The organism is Microvirga antarctica (assembly GCF_017921815.1).
GTDB lineage: Bacteria > Pseudomonadota > Alphaproteobacteria > Rhizobiales > Beijerinckiaceae > Microvirga > Microvirga antarctica.
The window spans coordinates 37,759-53,414 of the sequence record NZ_JAGEMM010000005.1 but is presented as its reverse complement, the minus strand read 5'-3'; the positions used below and the strand labels follow the sequence as shown (position 1 = coordinate 53,414).

Annotated in this window: 15 protein-coding genes; 6 read left to right on the top strand and 9 right to left on the bottom strand. The window is 65.1% G+C overall.

Annotated elements, in window-relative coordinates:
- Positions 1-71: 71 nt before the first annotated feature.
- The 9 genes from dnaN to J4G32_RS15080 form a co-directional block, all read right to left on the bottom strand.
- A complete protein-coding gene (dnaN, locus tag J4G32_RS15120; protein WP_210496162.1) occupies positions 72-1,190 on the bottom strand; it encodes a DNA polymerase III subunit beta in 1,119 nt (372 codons plus the stop codon).
- Positions 1,191-1,364: 174 nt separating this feature from the next.
- Positions 1,365-2,867, bottom strand: coding sequence for a chromosomal replication initiator protein DnaA (gene dnaA / locus J4G32_RS15115; protein ID WP_210496161.1), 1,503 nt, complete (start codon positions 2,865-2,867; stop codon positions 1,365-1,367).
- 777 nt (positions 2,868-3,644) lie between these two features.
- Complete coding sequence (gene rpsT / locus J4G32_RS15110; RefSeq protein WP_210496160.1) at positions 3,645-3,911, bottom strand: 30S ribosomal protein S20; 267 nt, start codon at positions 3,909-3,911, stop codon at positions 3,645-3,647.
- 171 nt (positions 3,912-4,082) lie between these two features.
- Positions 4,083-4,874 (bottom strand): TSUP family transporter, encoded by a 792-nt coding sequence (locus J4G32_RS15105; protein WP_210496159.1) that lies wholly within the window; start codon positions 4,872-4,874, stop codon positions 4,083-4,085.
- Between the two features lie 9 nt (positions 4,875-4,883).
- The gene (locus J4G32_RS15100; RefSeq protein WP_210496158.1) at positions 4,884-5,657 is read right to left on the bottom strand and encodes an enoyl-CoA hydratase; all 774 of its coding nucleotides are present in this window, start codon (positions 5,655-5,657) and stop codon (positions 4,884-4,886) included.
- Between the two features lie 96 nt (positions 5,658-5,753).
- The gene (locus J4G32_RS15095; RefSeq protein ID WP_210496157.1) at positions 5,754-6,548 is read right to left on the bottom strand and encodes a DUF2189 domain-containing protein; all 795 of its coding nucleotides are present in this window, start codon (positions 6,546-6,548) and stop codon (positions 5,754-5,756) included.
- Positions 6,549-6,710: 162 nt separating this feature from the next.
- The gene (locus J4G32_RS15090) at positions 6,711-7,805 is read right to left on the bottom strand and encodes an NAD(P)/FAD-dependent oxidoreductase (RefSeq protein ID WP_210496156.1); all 1,095 of its coding nucleotides are present in this window, start codon (positions 7,803-7,805) and stop codon (positions 6,711-6,713) included.
- Complete coding sequence (locus J4G32_RS15085; protein ID WP_210496155.1) at positions 7,805-8,227, bottom strand: hypothetical protein; 423 nt, start codon at positions 8,225-8,227, stop codon at positions 7,805-7,807. The genes J4G32_RS15090 and J4G32_RS15085 overlap by 1 nt, the downstream gene beginning before the upstream one ends.
- Before the next feature lie 38 nt (positions 8,228-8,265).
- Entirely contained in the window at positions 8,266-9,876 is a 1,611-nt protein-coding gene (locus tag J4G32_RS15080) for a phosphoenolpyruvate carboxykinase (protein WP_210496154.1), read from the bottom strand.
- A gap of 352 nt (positions 9,877-10,228) precedes the next feature.
- Between J4G32_RS15080 and J4G32_RS15075 the strand changes: the two genes are divergently transcribed.
- The 6 genes from J4G32_RS15075 (at position 10,229) to ahcY (ending at position 15,525) form a co-directional block, all read left to right on the top strand.
- On the top strand, positions 10,229-10,927 hold the full coding sequence (locus J4G32_RS15075) for a response regulator transcription factor (protein WP_210496153.1): 699 nt from the start codon (positions 10,229-10,231) through the stop codon (positions 10,925-10,927).
- A 24-nt stretch (positions 10,928-10,951) separates the two neighbouring features.
- On the top strand, positions 10,952-12,724 hold the full coding sequence (locus tag J4G32_RS15070) for a sensor histidine kinase (protein WP_210496152.1): 1,773 nt from the start codon (positions 10,952-10,954) through the stop codon (positions 12,722-12,724).
- A gap of 5 nt (positions 12,725-12,729) precedes the next feature.
- Complete coding sequence (locus J4G32_RS15065) at positions 12,730-13,188, top strand: HPr kinase/phosphorylase (protein WP_210496151.1); 459 nt, start codon at positions 12,730-12,732, stop codon at positions 13,186-13,188.
- Between the two features lie 90 nt (positions 13,189-13,278).
- Complete coding sequence (locus J4G32_RS15060; RefSeq protein WP_210496150.1) at positions 13,279-13,680, top strand: PTS sugar transporter subunit IIA; 402 nt, start codon at positions 13,279-13,281, stop codon at positions 13,678-13,680.
- Positions 13,681-13,685: 5 nt separating this feature from the next.
- The gene (locus tag J4G32_RS15055; RefSeq protein WP_210496149.1) at positions 13,686-14,000 is read left to right on the top strand and encodes an HPr family phosphocarrier protein; all 315 of its coding nucleotides are present in this window, start codon (positions 13,686-13,688) and stop codon (positions 13,998-14,000) included.
- 94 nt (positions 14,001-14,094) lie between these two features.
- The gene (gene ahcY, locus J4G32_RS15050; protein WP_210496148.1) at positions 14,095-15,525 is read left to right on the top strand and encodes an adenosylhomocysteinase; all 1,431 of its coding nucleotides are present in this window, start codon (positions 14,095-14,097) and stop codon (positions 15,523-15,525) included.
- Positions 15,526-15,656 lie beyond the last annotated feature (131 nt).

Below are 15,656 nucleotides of genomic sequence, written 5' to 3'. Positions count from 1 at the left end.
CCGGACGCGGACCGAAAGATCAAGCGCCTCGCCGTCGCGCCGGGACCCGGCGCGACGGAGGCCGCGTGGTCCTAGACGCGCATCGGCATCAGGACATAGAGCGCCGAGGCGCCCTCGCGGTCCTGGACGATGGTGGGCGAGCCGGGATCGGCGAGCTTGAACAGGGCGGTGTCGCCGTCGAGCTGGGCCGTGATGTCGAGGAGATAGCGGGCGTTGAAGCCGATATCGATCGGCGCCGCATCGTAATCGACCTCGATTTCCTCGGTGGCGCTGCCGGAATCCGGATTGGTGACGGTCAGCGTCAGCCGGCCATCACCGAGCGCCAGCTTCACGGCGCGGCCGCGCTCCGACGAGATGGTCGAGACGCGATCGACCGCCTTGGCGAAATCGCTCCGCTCCACGGTCAGCAGCTTGTCGTTGCCGACCGGAATCACCCGCTGGTAATCGGGGAAGGTGCCGTCGATCAGCTTGGAGGTCAGCACCACCCCGTCGAAGGTCAGCCGGACCTTGGCGGCCGAGAGCTCGATGGTGACCGTTTCGCTGCCGTCCTCGACGAGCTTGACGATCTCGGCCACGGCCTTGCGCGGAACGATGACGCCCGGCATCCCGTCCGACCCTGCGGGCGCCGGCAGCTCGACGCGGGCGAGCCTGTGGCCGTCGGTGGCGACCGCCCGCAGCATCGTCGCGCCGCCCACATCGATGGTGTGCAGGTAAATGCCGTTCAGATAATAGCGCGTCTCTTCGGTCGAGATGGCGAATTGCGTCTTCTCGATCAGGCGCTTGAGGTCGGTGGCCGACAGCGTGAAGCGGTGCGGCATGTCGCCCGCCGCGAGATCCGGGAAATCGCTTTCCGGCAGCGCCTGCAACATGAAGCGCGAGCGGCCGGAGCGAATCTGCATCTGGCCACTGTCGCCGCTCATCTCGAGGGAGACCTGCGCCCCGTCGGGCAGTTTGCGCACGATATCGTAGATCATGTAGGCCGGAACGGTCGTCGAGCCGGGCTCCGAGATATCGGCCGGCAGCGTTTCCGTGACCTCGATGTCGAGATCGGTGGCCTTCAGGCGCAGCAAGCCGTCTTCCCCGCGCAGCAGCACGTTCGACAGGATCGGAATGGTATTGCGGCGCTCGACGACGCGGTGCACGTGCCCAAGCGCCTTCAGCAGAGCGGCTCGCTCAACAGTAACTCTCATCGACCAACACCCGTTTTCGTTGGAATTATTGGCTCAAACCCCGGCATCCGTCATCCAGCAGCCGGACAGATCAAGCGGGGCGGCAAGAGTGACGAAGGTTCACCCCAAAAGCAAGGCCGTGGAGGGGTTTCCTCAACAAGCCACCGAGGTTGCCCCGTCGACGGTGCCGGCTCCCTATTCCTGAAGCATGCGTTTGAGCAATTCGACCTCGTCGCTCAAGGTGTTGTCCTCGCCCAGCGCCTTCTCGATCTTGCGGACCGCGTGCAGGACGGTGGTGTGGTCCCGCCCGCCGAAGCGGCGGCCGATTTCCGGCAGGGATCGCAGGGTCAGCACTTTCGACAGGTACATGGCGATCTGCCGTGGCCGGACGACGGCGGCGGTGCGGCGCTCCGACAGGATGTCCGACCGGGAGACGTTGTAGCGCGAGGCCACGAGCTTCTGGATGTCCTCGATCTTGACCCGCTTGGGCTCGCGGTTGCGCACCAGATCGCGGATCGCGACCTCGGCCGTCTCCAGCGTGATGGCCGATCCCGACAGGGTCGCGTGGGCCAGCAGGCGGTTCACCGCGCCTTCGAGGTCACGTCCGTTCGCCGTGATGGCGTGGGCCACATAGGCAATCACATTGGCGCCCACATCGAAGGTCGGATGGACGATCTTCAGCGCCTCGATGCGGGTGGACAGGATCGAGGCGCGCAATGCCTCGTCGAGACCGCCAACCTCGACCACCAGCCCGCCCGCAAGGCGCGAGCGGACCCGCTCGTCGAGCGCCTCGAGATCGGTCGGCGGCCGGTCCGCCGCCACGACGATCTGGCGTCCCGCATCGATGAGGGCGTTGAGGGTGTGGCCGAATTCCTGCTGGATCTGCTTGCCCTGGATGAATTGCACGTCGTCCAGAATGAGCAGGTCGATGCCGCGCAGGCGTTCCTTGAAGGCCAGCGAGGTCTGCGCCTTCAACGAGGCCACGAACCCATACATGAAGCGGTCGGCCGTCAGATAGATGACCCGTCGCCCCTGCGAGCGGACCTCATGGCCGATGGCGTGCAGAAGGTGGGTCTTGCCGAGGCCGACGCCCGCATGGAGATAGAGCGGGTTATAGATGGCCTGCCCGTTCTGATGGTGGGCGACCCGGTCGGCTGCCGCATGCGCCAGGGCGTTGGAACGGCCGACGATGAAGCTGTCGAAGGTCAGCCGGGTGTCGAGCGGCGCGCCACCGAGTTCGCCGGATTCGTTGCGCTCCTCGGGGATCGCGGCAAGCGACAGGGGTTTGACCTCACCGATCGGCTTGGCGCCTGCCAGAGCAGGGCCTGGACCGAGCCGGGCGATCTCGGCCGGGCGGCGCAGGGCGGACTGATCGCGGCCGACGCCGCTGCGGACGGCGACGATCACGCGCTCGAGATGGGGAGCCTCGGTGCGGTAGAGCGCAAGCACACGGTCGGAATAATGCGATTCGATCCAGCTCTTCAGAAAACGGGTCGGGACAGTCAGATAGGCGCAGCCATCGACGACGGTATCCAGTTCCAGACGGCCGAACCAGCTCGAGAAGATATCCTCGCCCAGCTCCGCCCGGAGCCGGCGCTTGACGCGTGTCCAGGTCTCCGTCGCTCCCTGGTCTGCCGCACCCGCAACGCCGCTCTCGCTGGCCGCCGCAAAGGTGCGGTGATCCTCGCTCCGAAACATCAAGATTCCTCCCCTAAGGGCCGCCGCAACGCGCGATGGTCCTTACGCCCCATATTGATCGTCAAAAACACAAAGAAACTGCCCCGCCCAGGTTGTTCAAGCACCTGACGCCACAACTTTACCGAAGATGATCTCTTAACTATTCCGTCGGGCCGTCCGCTGCGGAAGCCCTGCGTCAAAGCCCGTCAAGTTTTATCAAGAGAAGCCATCAGGCGGTGCTGAGCCAAGTCTTGCTTCGTATTCACATGAAACAACGCTCTATCCCCGCAACTGAGCTGTATACCTTGCAACTTGATTGGATAACTTCGCGGCGGACCGCTGAAGTGAGGTGACCTTACACAGGGGGTCGGGGGGGTGCAACACGCCCGAGGCGGATCGGACTGCGCGCGACGGGTCGCAGATGCCCACAGCGTCGTCCACAGCTTTTCCCGGGCTTCCATAAAGTGCTGACTCCGCAACTGATTCAGTGTTCCGCCGACCCCCCTGAGACCCTCCTCAAAAAAGGTTTTCGGGTGATGTTGAATCAGAGGCGATTCGGGTCCGGGCCGCACGTGATTCCGATGCGTTGCGAACCTTTGCCTGCTAAACTGTTGAATATATTCGGGCTTTCGTGCGCGATTGAAACTCGCAGAGGGCAAAAATCACCCCTTGAAGAGACCATGAAGTCAAGGGGCATTGTGGACAAATCGGCAGGTTGGAAAGCCGGCTCCAGACAAGCAAAAACCCGGCGCGAAGGCCGGGTTTTCAGGTCGTCTCGATGTCCCAATGGGACGAAATTCAGGCCGTCAGCGCTTTCACGCGGCTCGCCAGGCGCGAGACCTTCCGCGAGGCGGTGTTCTTGTGAAGGATGCCCTTCTGGGCGGCCCGCATCATCTCCGGCTCGGCCGCGCGAAGGGCCGCGGCCGCATCCGTCTGGTTGCCGGTGGCGAGCGCTTCCTCAACCTTGCGGATGAAGGTGCGAACGCGGCTGCGACGCGACTTGTTGACCGCGGTACGCTTCGCGATCTTGCGGGTCATTTTCTTGGCCGACACGGTGTTGGCCATGGGCCTGTCCTCGTCTTTAAAAATCCGATACGCGAAACCAGGCTCGATGTGGCCCTGGCGGCGGTCGGTTGATTGCATGGAAACCGGAAAGCCCGCTTCAAGCGCGGGCTCGTGTGGGGCGGCTTATAGCCAAGAGACCGCGGAACGTCAACGGCGACCCGGCAGGGGGCGTCAAAAAAGCGTCGCGAGCGCCCGCCGCCACGGATTGGCCGGGTCGAGCAGCAGCCGCAAGGCCATCAGGCTCGACACCGCCACCAGCAACGGGCGGATGATCCGGACGCCGAAGCGCAGGGCCATGCGCGACCCGAGTTGCGCGCCGATGAGGGAAGCGCCCGCCATCACCAGGCCCAGGGGCCAGACCACCGCACCGGTCGCCGCGTAAAGCAGCAGGGACCCGAAATTGCTGGCGAAGTTCAGCAGCTTGGTATGGGCGGTCGCGCGCACGACGCCGTAGCCATGCAGCGTGACGAAGGCCAGCATGTAGAAGGAGCCGGCCCCCGGCCCGAAGATGCCGTCGTAAAAGCCGATGGCCACCGGCGCCGTCAGCCCGAACGTCAGCGCTGTCATGCGGGCCGCCGCATCCGCATCCTGGAGCTTGCGCGAGAGCGCGAAATAGATCGCGATGACGATCAACAGAACGGGAATCAGGAGATCCAGCACCGCGCGGGGCAGAAAGCGGACGCACAGCGCGCCTGCGATCCCGCTCAGAAAGGCCATCAGGGTGAACCGCCAGGCGCTTTTCCAGTCGATCATTCCCTTGCGCCAGAACGTCCAGGTGGCGGAAGCGGCCGCGACCGAACCCTGCACCTTGTTGGTGGCGATGGCCTGGGCGGGATCGAGGCCCGCCAGGATGAGGGCAGGCACGGTGAGGAGGCCGCCGCCCCCCGCAATGGCGTCAACAAAGCCCGCCAGCAGGGAGATCGCGGCGAGCGCCGCGAGCGTGTCGAATCCGAGGTCGCCCATGGATAAGGGTCAACGCGCCTTGAACTGGGCCGGACGCTTTTCGACGAAGGCTTTCATGCCCTCGCGCTGGTCGTCGGTGCCGAACATGGAATGGAACACCCGGCGCTCGAAGCGCACGCCTTCCGCCAGCGAGGTTTCATCGACCCGGCCGATGCTTTCCTTGGTCATCATCACGGCGGCCGGCGACATGGACGCGATGGTCTCGGCGGTCTTGATGGCCTCTGCCAGAAGGTCGGCCGTCGGCACCACGCGCGCGACGAGGCCCGCTCGTTCGGCTTCTTCTGCTCCCATCATCCGCCCGGTGAGGCACATCTCCATCGCCTTGGCGCGGCCGATGAGGCGGGTGAGGCGCTGGGTGCCGCCCATGCCGGGCATGACGCCCAGCTTGATCTCCGGCTGGCCGAACTTCGCGTTCTCGGCAGCGATGATGAAGTCGCACATCATCGCGAACTCGCAGCCCCCGCCCAGCGCGAAGCCGGCAACGGCCGCGATCATCGGCTTGCGTTGGCTCGCAACCGCGTCCCAGCCCGAGAAGAAGTCGCCCAGATAGGTATCCGGATAGGTGAGATCGGCCATTTCCTTGATGTCCGCACCGGCCGCAAAGGCCTTCTCGGATCCGGTCACGACAATGCAGCCGACACCCCGGTCGGCCTGGAACGCCGCCAGTGCGGAGAGCACATCGGCCAGCACGGCGGAGTTGAGCGCGTTCAAGGCCTGGGGCCGGTTCAGGGTGATGAGGCCCACGGAGCCGCGAGTCTCGACGAGGATGGTCTCATAGGTCATGCATCTGCCCCCGGGAATGATCGCTCACCGGTAGGCGAGGCATCGCATCCGGGCAAGAAAAATCAGGTCCCGGCAGGCGTGCCGCCGCGCACCTGATCAGGGGCCGACAATGCGCCGGTAGAGATGCCACGTGGCGTGGCCGAGGATGGGGAGCGTTACCGCCAGGCCGAAAAAGAACGGGATGAAACCGATCAGCAGAAAGGCCGACACGATCAATCCCCAGACGATCATCGTGCCGGGGCTGGTGGCAAAGGCCCGGATCGATGTCTGGATGGCGGTGGCGATCCCCACATGGCGATCGACGAGCATCGGGAACGAGACGACGCTCAGCGCCAGAACCGCCATGCTGAAGACGAACCCGATGGCATTGCCGACAATGATCAGCGTCCAGCCTTTCGGAGTGGTCAGAACCTCCCGCACGAAGGCCGTCAGCGAGGCGGGCGTCGCGGACCCGAAGATGGATTGGTAGAGGGCCTGCGCGACCCCGAGCCAGACGAGGAAGATCGCCAGAAGCAGCAGGCCCAGCAGGGCAATGGAGCCGATCGCCGGCGACCGGACGACCTGGGTGGCGGCCGAAAGCGGGATGTCGCCGCCCTGTTCACGGAGCCTGCTGAGTTCGTAAAGCCCGATCGCCGCCACGGGACCGAGCAGCCCAAACCCAGCCATGATCGGGAACAGCAGGGGCAGGATGTTGTTGCCGAAGATCATCGCCGCGAGCAGGACGCCCAGGATCGGGTAGATCACCGCAACGAAGAGGGCGTGGGTGGGCATTGCGCGGAAATCGTCGACGCCCAGTCGGAGGGCGTCGCGCAGGTCGGCGGTTCGGATGTGCCGGATGTGGGGGATTTCGAGATCCAGGCCGGCCGTGGGCATCGTCGTGAGCTTCGCCATGTCACACCTCGCAAGGAAGACCGGATGGCGGGTTCGGGAGGATGGACGCTGCCCTCACGGTCGACCCGTCCGGCGTTTCGCAACCTTGAGTATTCTAACGCGCCAGCAGGCCGTTTGATCCGTCGATCTGGGGCGAGGCGTTCACTTTTCGCGGACGCGATCCTACGCCTCGAGGCGACGTGCCACATCCTCGGCAATAGCGAGCGACGCGGTCAGGCCCGGGCTCTCGATTCCGAACAGCTGGACCAGCCCGGACAGCCCGTGCTCGGCGGGGCCGTCGATTCCGAAATCAGCAGCGGGCTCGCCCGGGCCCGTCAGTTTCGGCCGGATCCCCGCATAGTCGGGAAACAGCGCGTCGTCAGGCAGACCGGGCCAGTAGCGGCGGATGGATCCGGTAAAGCGCGGCGCGCGGGCCGGGTCGACCGCATAGGCCTCCGCGTCGATCCACTCGACATCGGGGCCGAAGCGTATCCGGCCGGCCAGATCAAGAGTCACATGGATGCCCAATCCGCCCTCCACCGGGGCCGGATAGATCAGCCGAGAAAATGCGGGTTTGCCGACGCACCCGAAATAATGGCCTTTGGCCAGAACCAGTCGCGGCACCCGCGCTGCCGGATACGCCGCGATGCTACGGGCCAGCGCCTGCGCGCCGAGGCCGGCGGCGTTGACGACCGCATCCACCGCAACGACAGCCGGCTCGTCACCCCCCACATGGGCCTGCCAGCGGGAACCCTCGCGGTCGATGCGCGACACCGGCGCGCGAAACGCAATCATGCCGCCCGCATCCTCCAGGTCGCCCTGCAGGGCGAGCATCAAGGCGTGGCTGTCGACGATCCCGGTCTCTTGCGACAACACCGCGCCGGTGCAGGCGAGATGGGGTTCGAGGGCTTTTGCAGCCGCGCCGGACAGGCAGGACAGACCCTCGACCCCGTTTTCCAGGCCCTGGGCATAAATCCCCTCGATCTTCTGCTGTTCGAGCGGATTGGTGGCGACGATCAGCTTGCCGCAGCGCCGATGCGGCACTCCGTGGCTGGCGCAGAAATCGTAGAGCATGCGGCGCCCCGCGACGCAGTGCCGGGCGCGCAGGGAGCCCGCGGGATAATAGAGCCCGCCATGGATCACCTCGCTGTTGCGCGACGACACCCCGTTGCCGATCCCGCCGGTCGATTCGGCCACGATCACCGCATGGCCGCGCTGCGCGAGCGCGCGGGCGACCGCAAGGCCGACGACGCCGGCGCCGACAACCAGCACCTCCATCAGGCCTGCTCGCGGGCTGTGGAATCCGTGGCCCACAGGAACGCGCCAAGCAGGAGCGCGGCGAGAAAAGCCGCCACCACCGCGCCGGCGATCGAGGCCTCGCCGCAGCCCTCAAGGCGGGCGGACAGCATCAGGCGATCCGGGAACACATTGTCGCCAAGGGCCGTGACGGCCTTCACGGCCGCCACGAGCCCGGCAATCAGCGCCATGCCGCGCAGGCGGGGAAACCGCGTCGCGGTGAGGATCGCCAGGGCGATCAGCCCGAGGGTCAGGGGCGACAGCAGCCGGTCGCCCACATGACGCCAGACAGAGGCATGCAGAAGCCGGTCGAAATCGGATCCGAGCAGCTTTTCGCAGACCTCGGCGGCGGCCGGCCCGACGGACAGCAGGAGCGCGAGAAGAATGGCCGGAAGGCGGTTCATGGCCGCCTTCCGGGGAACCGGATCAGCACAGCGCGCCGTCAGGCGGCGATGGAGGCGTGCGGGGCGGCAGCCCGCACATCGGCATCCACATGGTCTTCGAACCGTTTGAAATTCTCGTTGAACATGGCGACCAGGCGCTTGGCCGACTGGGCGAACGCCGCCTTGTCCTGCCAGGTTTTCACCGGGTAGAGAATGTGCGGCTCGACGCCCGGCACCGAGGTCGGCACGGCGAAGCCGAAATACGGATCCCGGCGGAAATCGGCGCGCGACAGGGAGCCTTCGAGGGCCGCCGAGAGCAGGCGGCGGGTGACGCGGATCGGCATCCGCCGGCCGGTGCCGTATTGGCCGCCGGTCCAGCCGGTATTCACCAGCCAGCAATCCACATGGTGCTTGGCGATGAGGTCGCGCAGCAGGTTGCCGTAGGCGGAGGGGTGGCGCGGCATGAAGGGCGCGCCGAAGCAGGTCGAGAACGTTGCCTCGGGATCCTTCACGCCCTTCTCGGTGCCGGCGACCTTCGCCGTGTAGCCCGACAGGAAGTGATACATCGCCTCGGCGGGCGTCAGCTTGGCGATCGGCGGCAGCACGCCGAAGGCGTCGCAGGTCAGCATGACGATGTTTTTCGGGATGCCCGCCCGACCGGTGATGCTGGCATTGGGAATGAAATCGAGCGGATAGGCGCAGCGCGTGTTCTCGGTCTTCGACGCATCGTCGAAATCGGGCTCGCGGGTGATCGGGTCGACCGTCACGTTCTCCAGCACGGTGCCGAAGCGCTCGGTGGTGGCGAAGATTTCCGGTTCGGCCTCCCGCGAGAGGCGGATGGTCTTGGCGTAGCAGCCGCCTTCGAAATTGAAGACGCCGTAAGGGCCCCAGCCGTGCTCGTCATCGCCGAGAAGAATGCGGTCCGGGTCGGCCGACAGGGTGGTCTTGCCGGTGCCGGACAGGCCGAAGAACACCGCCACATCGCCCCCATGGCCCACATTGGCCGAGCAATGCATCGGCATCACCGATTGCGGCGGCAGGGCAAAGTTGAGGTAGGTGAAGACCGATTTCTTCATCTCGCCCGCATAGGAGGTGCCGCCGATCAGCACGATCTTGCGGGTAAAGTCGCAGGCGATGACCGTGTCCGAGCGGCAGCCGTGACGCGCCGGGTCGGCCTTGAACGACGGCAGATCGATGATGGTCAGATCCGGCACGAAGCTTTTCAGGTCGCCCATTTCGGGCCGGATCAGCAGGTTGCGGATGAACAGGGAATGCCAGGCAAATTCGGTGAAAACGCGCGCCTTGACCCGGTAGGACGGGTCGGCGCCGCCATGCAGGTCCTGCGCGAACAGCTCCTTGCCCTCCGCATGGGCGAGGAAGTCCTGGAGCAGCACATCGAACTGGTCCGGCGAAATCGCCCCGTTATTGTCCCACCAGACCGTGTCCTCGGTGGTGGCGTCGCGGACGATGAACTTGTCCTTGGGCGAGCGGCCCGTATGGATTCCCGTCTCGGCCAGAAGGGCGCCGCCCTTGGCGATTTCGGTCTCGCCCCGCTTGAGGGATTGCTCGTAGAGCGCGGGCGCCTCCAGGTTCCAGAAAACGGTCTTGAGGTTGCTGAAGCCGCTGGCCTCAGCGCCGTGTGCGCTATTGAAGACGCCGATAGTGTCCACTGAGACTTCTCCTGATCACCGGATTGAAAACCGGTCCGGGCATAGGCCAGATAGGCTGAACGCAAGCTCTTGAAGAGGCGGGACGATGCCCGGCGACGGCTTTTGTTTCAGACATCGGGCAGCCTCGTCAACACGCCTGTTCCATTTCGTTCTATTTCGCCTACCCCAACGTCACTTCCGACCGTTCATCTCTCGTTCCAGCAGGGGACCTATGGTGCGGACCTAGCGCAGGAGCGGCCGGAACCTTACTTATGCCATGAGAAAGGCGCAGTTCGGCATGCTTTGGGGCCTTGTGCGTTACTTGGGCCACGACGGCGTGGCCATCATCCGCGTTCTGTTTAAGGAAGTGTTCATGCCAACGATCGCTCTTGTCGACGACGATCGCAACATTCTAACGTCCGTTTCCATCGCCCTCGAGGCCGAGGGCTACCGGATCCAGACCTACACGGACGGTGCGTCCGCCCTCGACGGCCTGAAGCACGCCCCGCCCGATCTGGCGATCTTCGACATCAAGATGCCGCGCATGGACGGCATGGAATTGCTGCGTCGGCTGCGCCAGAAATCCGACCTGCCGGTGATCTTCCTCACCTCCAAGGACGAAGAGATCGACGAGCTGTTCGGTCTCAAGATGGGCGCCGACGATTTCATCCGGAAGCCATTCTCCCAGCGCTTGCTGGTCGAGCGCGTGAAGGCCGTTCTGCGGCGCTTTGCGCCCCGCGACCAGTTGCAGACCCGCGAGGCCGACGCCAAGGCGCTGGAGCGCGGCCAGCTCAAGATGGACCCGGAGCGCCATGCCTGCACGTGGAAGGGCGAGCCTGTCACGCTGACCGTGACGGAGTTTCTCATCCTGCAGGCGCTGGCGACCCGCCCCGGCGTGGTCAAGAGCCGCAACGCCCTGATGGACGCGGCCTATGATGACCAGGTCTACGTCGACGACCGCACCATCGACAGCCACATCAAGCGCTTGCGCAAGAAGTTCAAGTCCGTTGACGACAGTTTCGAAATGATCGAGACCCTCTACGGCGTCGGCTACCGCTTCCGGGAAGGGTGACGCGGGGTCTCGCGTGAGAGTGGCATGAAGGCTGATCTCAACCTCGCCGAGGCCGGGGCCGACGAGCTGCCGGCCCCGCGCGGCGCCATGGCGCGCCTGAAGGCCTTCGGCCGGGCGCTGGCGCAATGGATGTCGTCCAGCCTCACGCGCCGGATCGTGGTGCTCAATCTTGCCGGCCTCGTGGCGCTCCTAGTGGGGTTTCTCTACCTCAACCAGTTCCGCCAGGGGCTGATCGAGGCGCGGGTCCTCAGCCTGGTGACCCAGGGCGACATCATCGCGGGCGCCATCGCGAGCTCGGCCACGGTCGAGACCGACACGATCACCATCGACCCCGACCAGCTTCTCCAGATGCAGGCCGGCGATACCGCCCGGTTCAACGACGATGCGCCCTCGGCGCTGGAATTCTCGATCAATCCGGAGCGGGTCGCGCCCCTCCTGCGGCGGCTCGTGACCCCGACCCAGACCCGCGCGCGCATCTTCGACCGGGAAGGCTCGCTCCTCCTCGATTCCCGCACGTTCTACTCCCGCGGCGACATCATGCGGATGGATCTGCCGCCGGTGACCGACGACGATCTCAGCTTCATCGAGCGCACCTGGCACAATCTGCGGACCCTGTTCCGCACCAAGAAGCGCCTGATCCTCGAGGATGTGGGTCCCAGCAACGGCAAGACGCTGCCGGAGGTCCAGCGCGCGTTCTCGGGCGAACGCTCGAGCGAGGTGCGCACCAACGCGCGCGGCGAGACGATCGTCTCCGTCGCCGTGCCCATCCAGCGCCTGCGCACGGTGCAGGGCGTCCTGCTGCTGTCGACCCAAGGGGGCGACATCGACACCATCATCGCGTCCGAGCGTTTCGCGCTGCTCCAGGTCTTTCTTGTGGCGGCGGTGGTGATGATCGTGCTGTCGCTGTTTCTCGCCGGCGCCATCGTCGGCCCGGTCCGCCGCCTCGCCGAGGCGGCGGAGCGCGTGCGACGCGGCACAAGGTCCCGCCAGGAGATCCCCGATTTCACCGGCCGCTCGGACGAGATCGGCCATCTCTCGGGCGCGCTGCGGGACATGACGGGTGCCCTCTACAACCGGATCGACGCCATCGAAAGCTTCGCGGCCGATGTGGCCCACGAGCTTAAAAACCCCCTGACCTCCCTCCGCAGCGCCGTCGAGACCCTGCCGCTCGCCCGCAACGACGAGTCGCGCGGACGACTGATGTCGATCATCCAGCACGACGTCCGGCGTCTCGACCGCCTGATCAGCGATATTTCCGACGCCTCTCGCCTCGATGCCGAACTGGCGCGGGCCGATGCGGAACCGGTCGACATGCAGCGGCTGCTGGTGGCTGTGGTCTCCGTCGCCAACGAGCGCCGCCATGCGGGCGATCCGGCCATCACGCTGATGGTCGACCCGGCCCCGCGCGACGCCTATCTGGTGGTGGGCCACGACAGCCGCCTCGGGCAGGTGTTCAACAACCTCATCGACAATGCCCGCTCGTTCTCGCCGCCCGACAAGCTGGTCAAGATCCACATGCGCCGACGCCGGAGCGAGATCGAGATCCTGGTGGACGATTGCGGGCCGGGGATCGAGCCCGATGCCTTGGATCGCATCTTCGAGCGCTTCTACACCGACCGTCCGGAACAGGGCTTCGGCCAGAATTCCGGCCTCGGCCTGTCGATTTCGCGCCAGATCATCGAAGCCCATCGCGGCACCATCCGGGCCGAGAACCGTCCCGGGCCTGCCGGCGAGGAGCCTCTCTCGATGGGTGCCCGTTTTATCATCCGTCTGCCGGCGGTCGGCAAAAAAGGATAGTGGCCGTGTCCGTGACCGTCACCGTTCACGCGACGGCGCTCGTCATCGGCGAGGCGGGGATCCTGATCCGCGGCGAGGCGGGCGCGGGCAAGTCGTCGCTCGCCCGGCAGCTTCTCCACGAGGCAGCGGGACGCGGACTGTTCTCGCGGCTCATCGGCGACGACCGGGTCATCCTGTCGCCCTGCCACGGACGGGTGATCGCCCGCCCGGTGGCGGTCATTGAAGGCGCCATCGAAATCCGCGGCATCGGAATTGCCATGCGCCGGAGCGAGCCGGCTGCGGTGATGCGGTTGGTGGTGGATCTGTCATCGGGCGCGCCGGAACGGATGCCGGAAGCGGGCGATGAAACGATTGCGGTCTGCGGCGTTCTGCTCCCTCGCATCCGCGCGGGTTTCGGCTCACTGATCAGCGATGTCATCTTCCAACACGCGAGTGGCAATTGCGACGCCATCGTGACACTGTGATGAAGATTTTATCGGAAGTGCCCTTGCGCTTGGCTTCGCAGTGCACAAAATAGCGGCTCCGCTCTCAGGAGCGATCGGACCAGAAACATTATGATTGGCATGGTGCTCGTCACCCACGGGCAACTCGCGACGGAGTTCAAGGCCGCGCTCGAGCACGTTGTGGGGCCTCAAGAGCAACTCGAGACGATCACGATCGGACCTGACGACGATATGGAGACGCGGCGCAAGGATATCATGTCCGCCGTCGTCCGCGTCAATTCTGGCAACGGCGTCGTTGTCCTGACCGACATGTTCGGCGGGACGCCCTCGAATCTCGCTTTGTCCTGTATGAACGGTCACACCGTCGAGGTGGTGGCGGGCATCAATTTGCCCATGCTCATCAAGCTTGCGAGCGTCCGCGACGAGGAGAACCTCGAGGATGCCGTGTCGCACGCCCAGGAGGCGGGCCGCAAATACATCAACGTCGCGTCGCGCGTGCTCACCGGGAAATGACTGCGATGGATCTCGACGACGATTGTCCGCCGGCCCCGATCCCCGAGGGTGCCAACCATCGCGAACTCCCCATCATCAACCGCCGCGGGCTGCATGCCCGCGCCTCCGCGAAATTCGTCCAGACGGTCGAGAAATTCGATTCCGACGTCACCGTGACACGCTGCGGCGAGACGGTGGGCGGCCGCTCGATCATGGGCCTGCTGACGCTGGCGGCAGCCCAAGGCACCACCATCACGGTCACGGCCAAGGGACCGGACGCCGTTCCTTGCCTCATCGCCATCGGCGACCTCCTCGCCAACCGGTTCGGTGAGGACGAGTAGGTAGCCATATAAAGATATCTTTATATCTTGATTGCCTCTGAGGCTCTCCTCTGCTAGAGACGCGCCAGTCAAACGACGCTGAAAAGAGAGTGCTATGAGCCAAGCTGCCGTGAAAGGCGCGTCCGACGCGCAGGATTATATCGTCAAGGACATCGGTCTCGCGGAGTTCGGCCGCAAGGAGATCTCGCTCGCCGAGACCGAGATGCCCGGCCTGATGGCGGTGCGTGAGGAATACGGCCCGTCGCAGCCCCTCAAGGGCGCGCGGATCGCCGGCTCCCTGCACATGACCATTCAGACGGCGGTGCTCATCGAGACCCTGAAGGCGCTCGGCGCCGATATCCGCTGGGTCTCGTGCAACATCTACTCGACCCAGGACCATGCGGCCGCAGCGATTGCCGCCTCCGGCATCCCGGTCTTTGCCTACAAGGGCGAAACACTTTCCGAATACTGGGATTACACCGCCCGCCTGTTCGATTGGCATGGGGGCGGCGTGCCCAACCTCATCCTCGATGATGGCGGCGACGCCACGATGCTGGTCCATCTCGGCCTGCGCGCCGAGCAGGGCGATGTGGCGTTCCTCGACAAGCCCGGTTCGGAAGAAGAAGAAATCCTGTTCGCGCTGATCCGGCGCCTGCTCAAGGACAAGCCCAAGGGCTGGTTCGCGGAGCTCGCCAAGGCCATCAAGGGCGTGTCGGAGGAGACCACCACCGGCGTGCACCGCCTCTATGTGATGGCCAAGGAAGGCAAGCTCCTCTTCCCGGCCATCAACGTCAACGACTCGGTCACCAAGTCGAAATTCGACAACCTCTATGGCTGCCGCGAGTCGCTGGTGGACGCCATCCGCCGCGGCACCGACGTGATGATGGCCGGCAAGGTCGCGATGGTCGCGGGCTTCGGCGACGTGGGCAAGGGCTCGGCCGCATCCCTGCGGCAGGCCGGCTGCCGCGTCCTCGTCTCGGAGGTCGATCCCATCTGCGCCCTGCAGGCCGCGATGGAAGGCTATGAGGTCACGACGATGGAAGATGCAGCGTCCCGCGCCGACATCTTCGTCACCGCCACCGGCAACAAGGACATCATCACCCTCGACCACATGCGGGCGATGAAGGACCGGGCGATCGTCTGCAACATCGGGCACTTCGACAACGAGATCCAGATCGCGGGCCTCAAGAACCTGAAGTGGCAGAACATCAAGCCGCAGGTCGACGAGATCGCGTTCCCGGACGGCCATCGCATCATCCTCCTGTCGGAGGGGCGCCTGGTGAATCTCGGCAACGCCATGGGACACCCGTCCTTCGTCATGTCGGCGTCCTTCACCAACCAGACGCTGGCGCAGATCGAGCTGTGGAACAACGCCGGCAAGTACGAGCGCAAGGTCTACACCCTGCCCAAGCATCTCGACGAAAAGGTCGCGACCCTTCATCTCGAGAAGATCGGCGTCAAGCTGAGCAAGCTCAGCAGCGAGCAGGCGGCCTATATCGGCGTTTCCGAGAGCGGTCCCTTCAAGCCGGATCATTATCGTTACTGATCGGCCAATCTGCGCTTTACATCCCGAAGGGCCCGGCAATGCCGGGCCCTTTTTTGTGCTGGCCCGTCATCGTCTGCGGCGAAATCGGCCGCTTGCCACAGATCCGTCAACTGTTTGTCCACAGGTTCTCC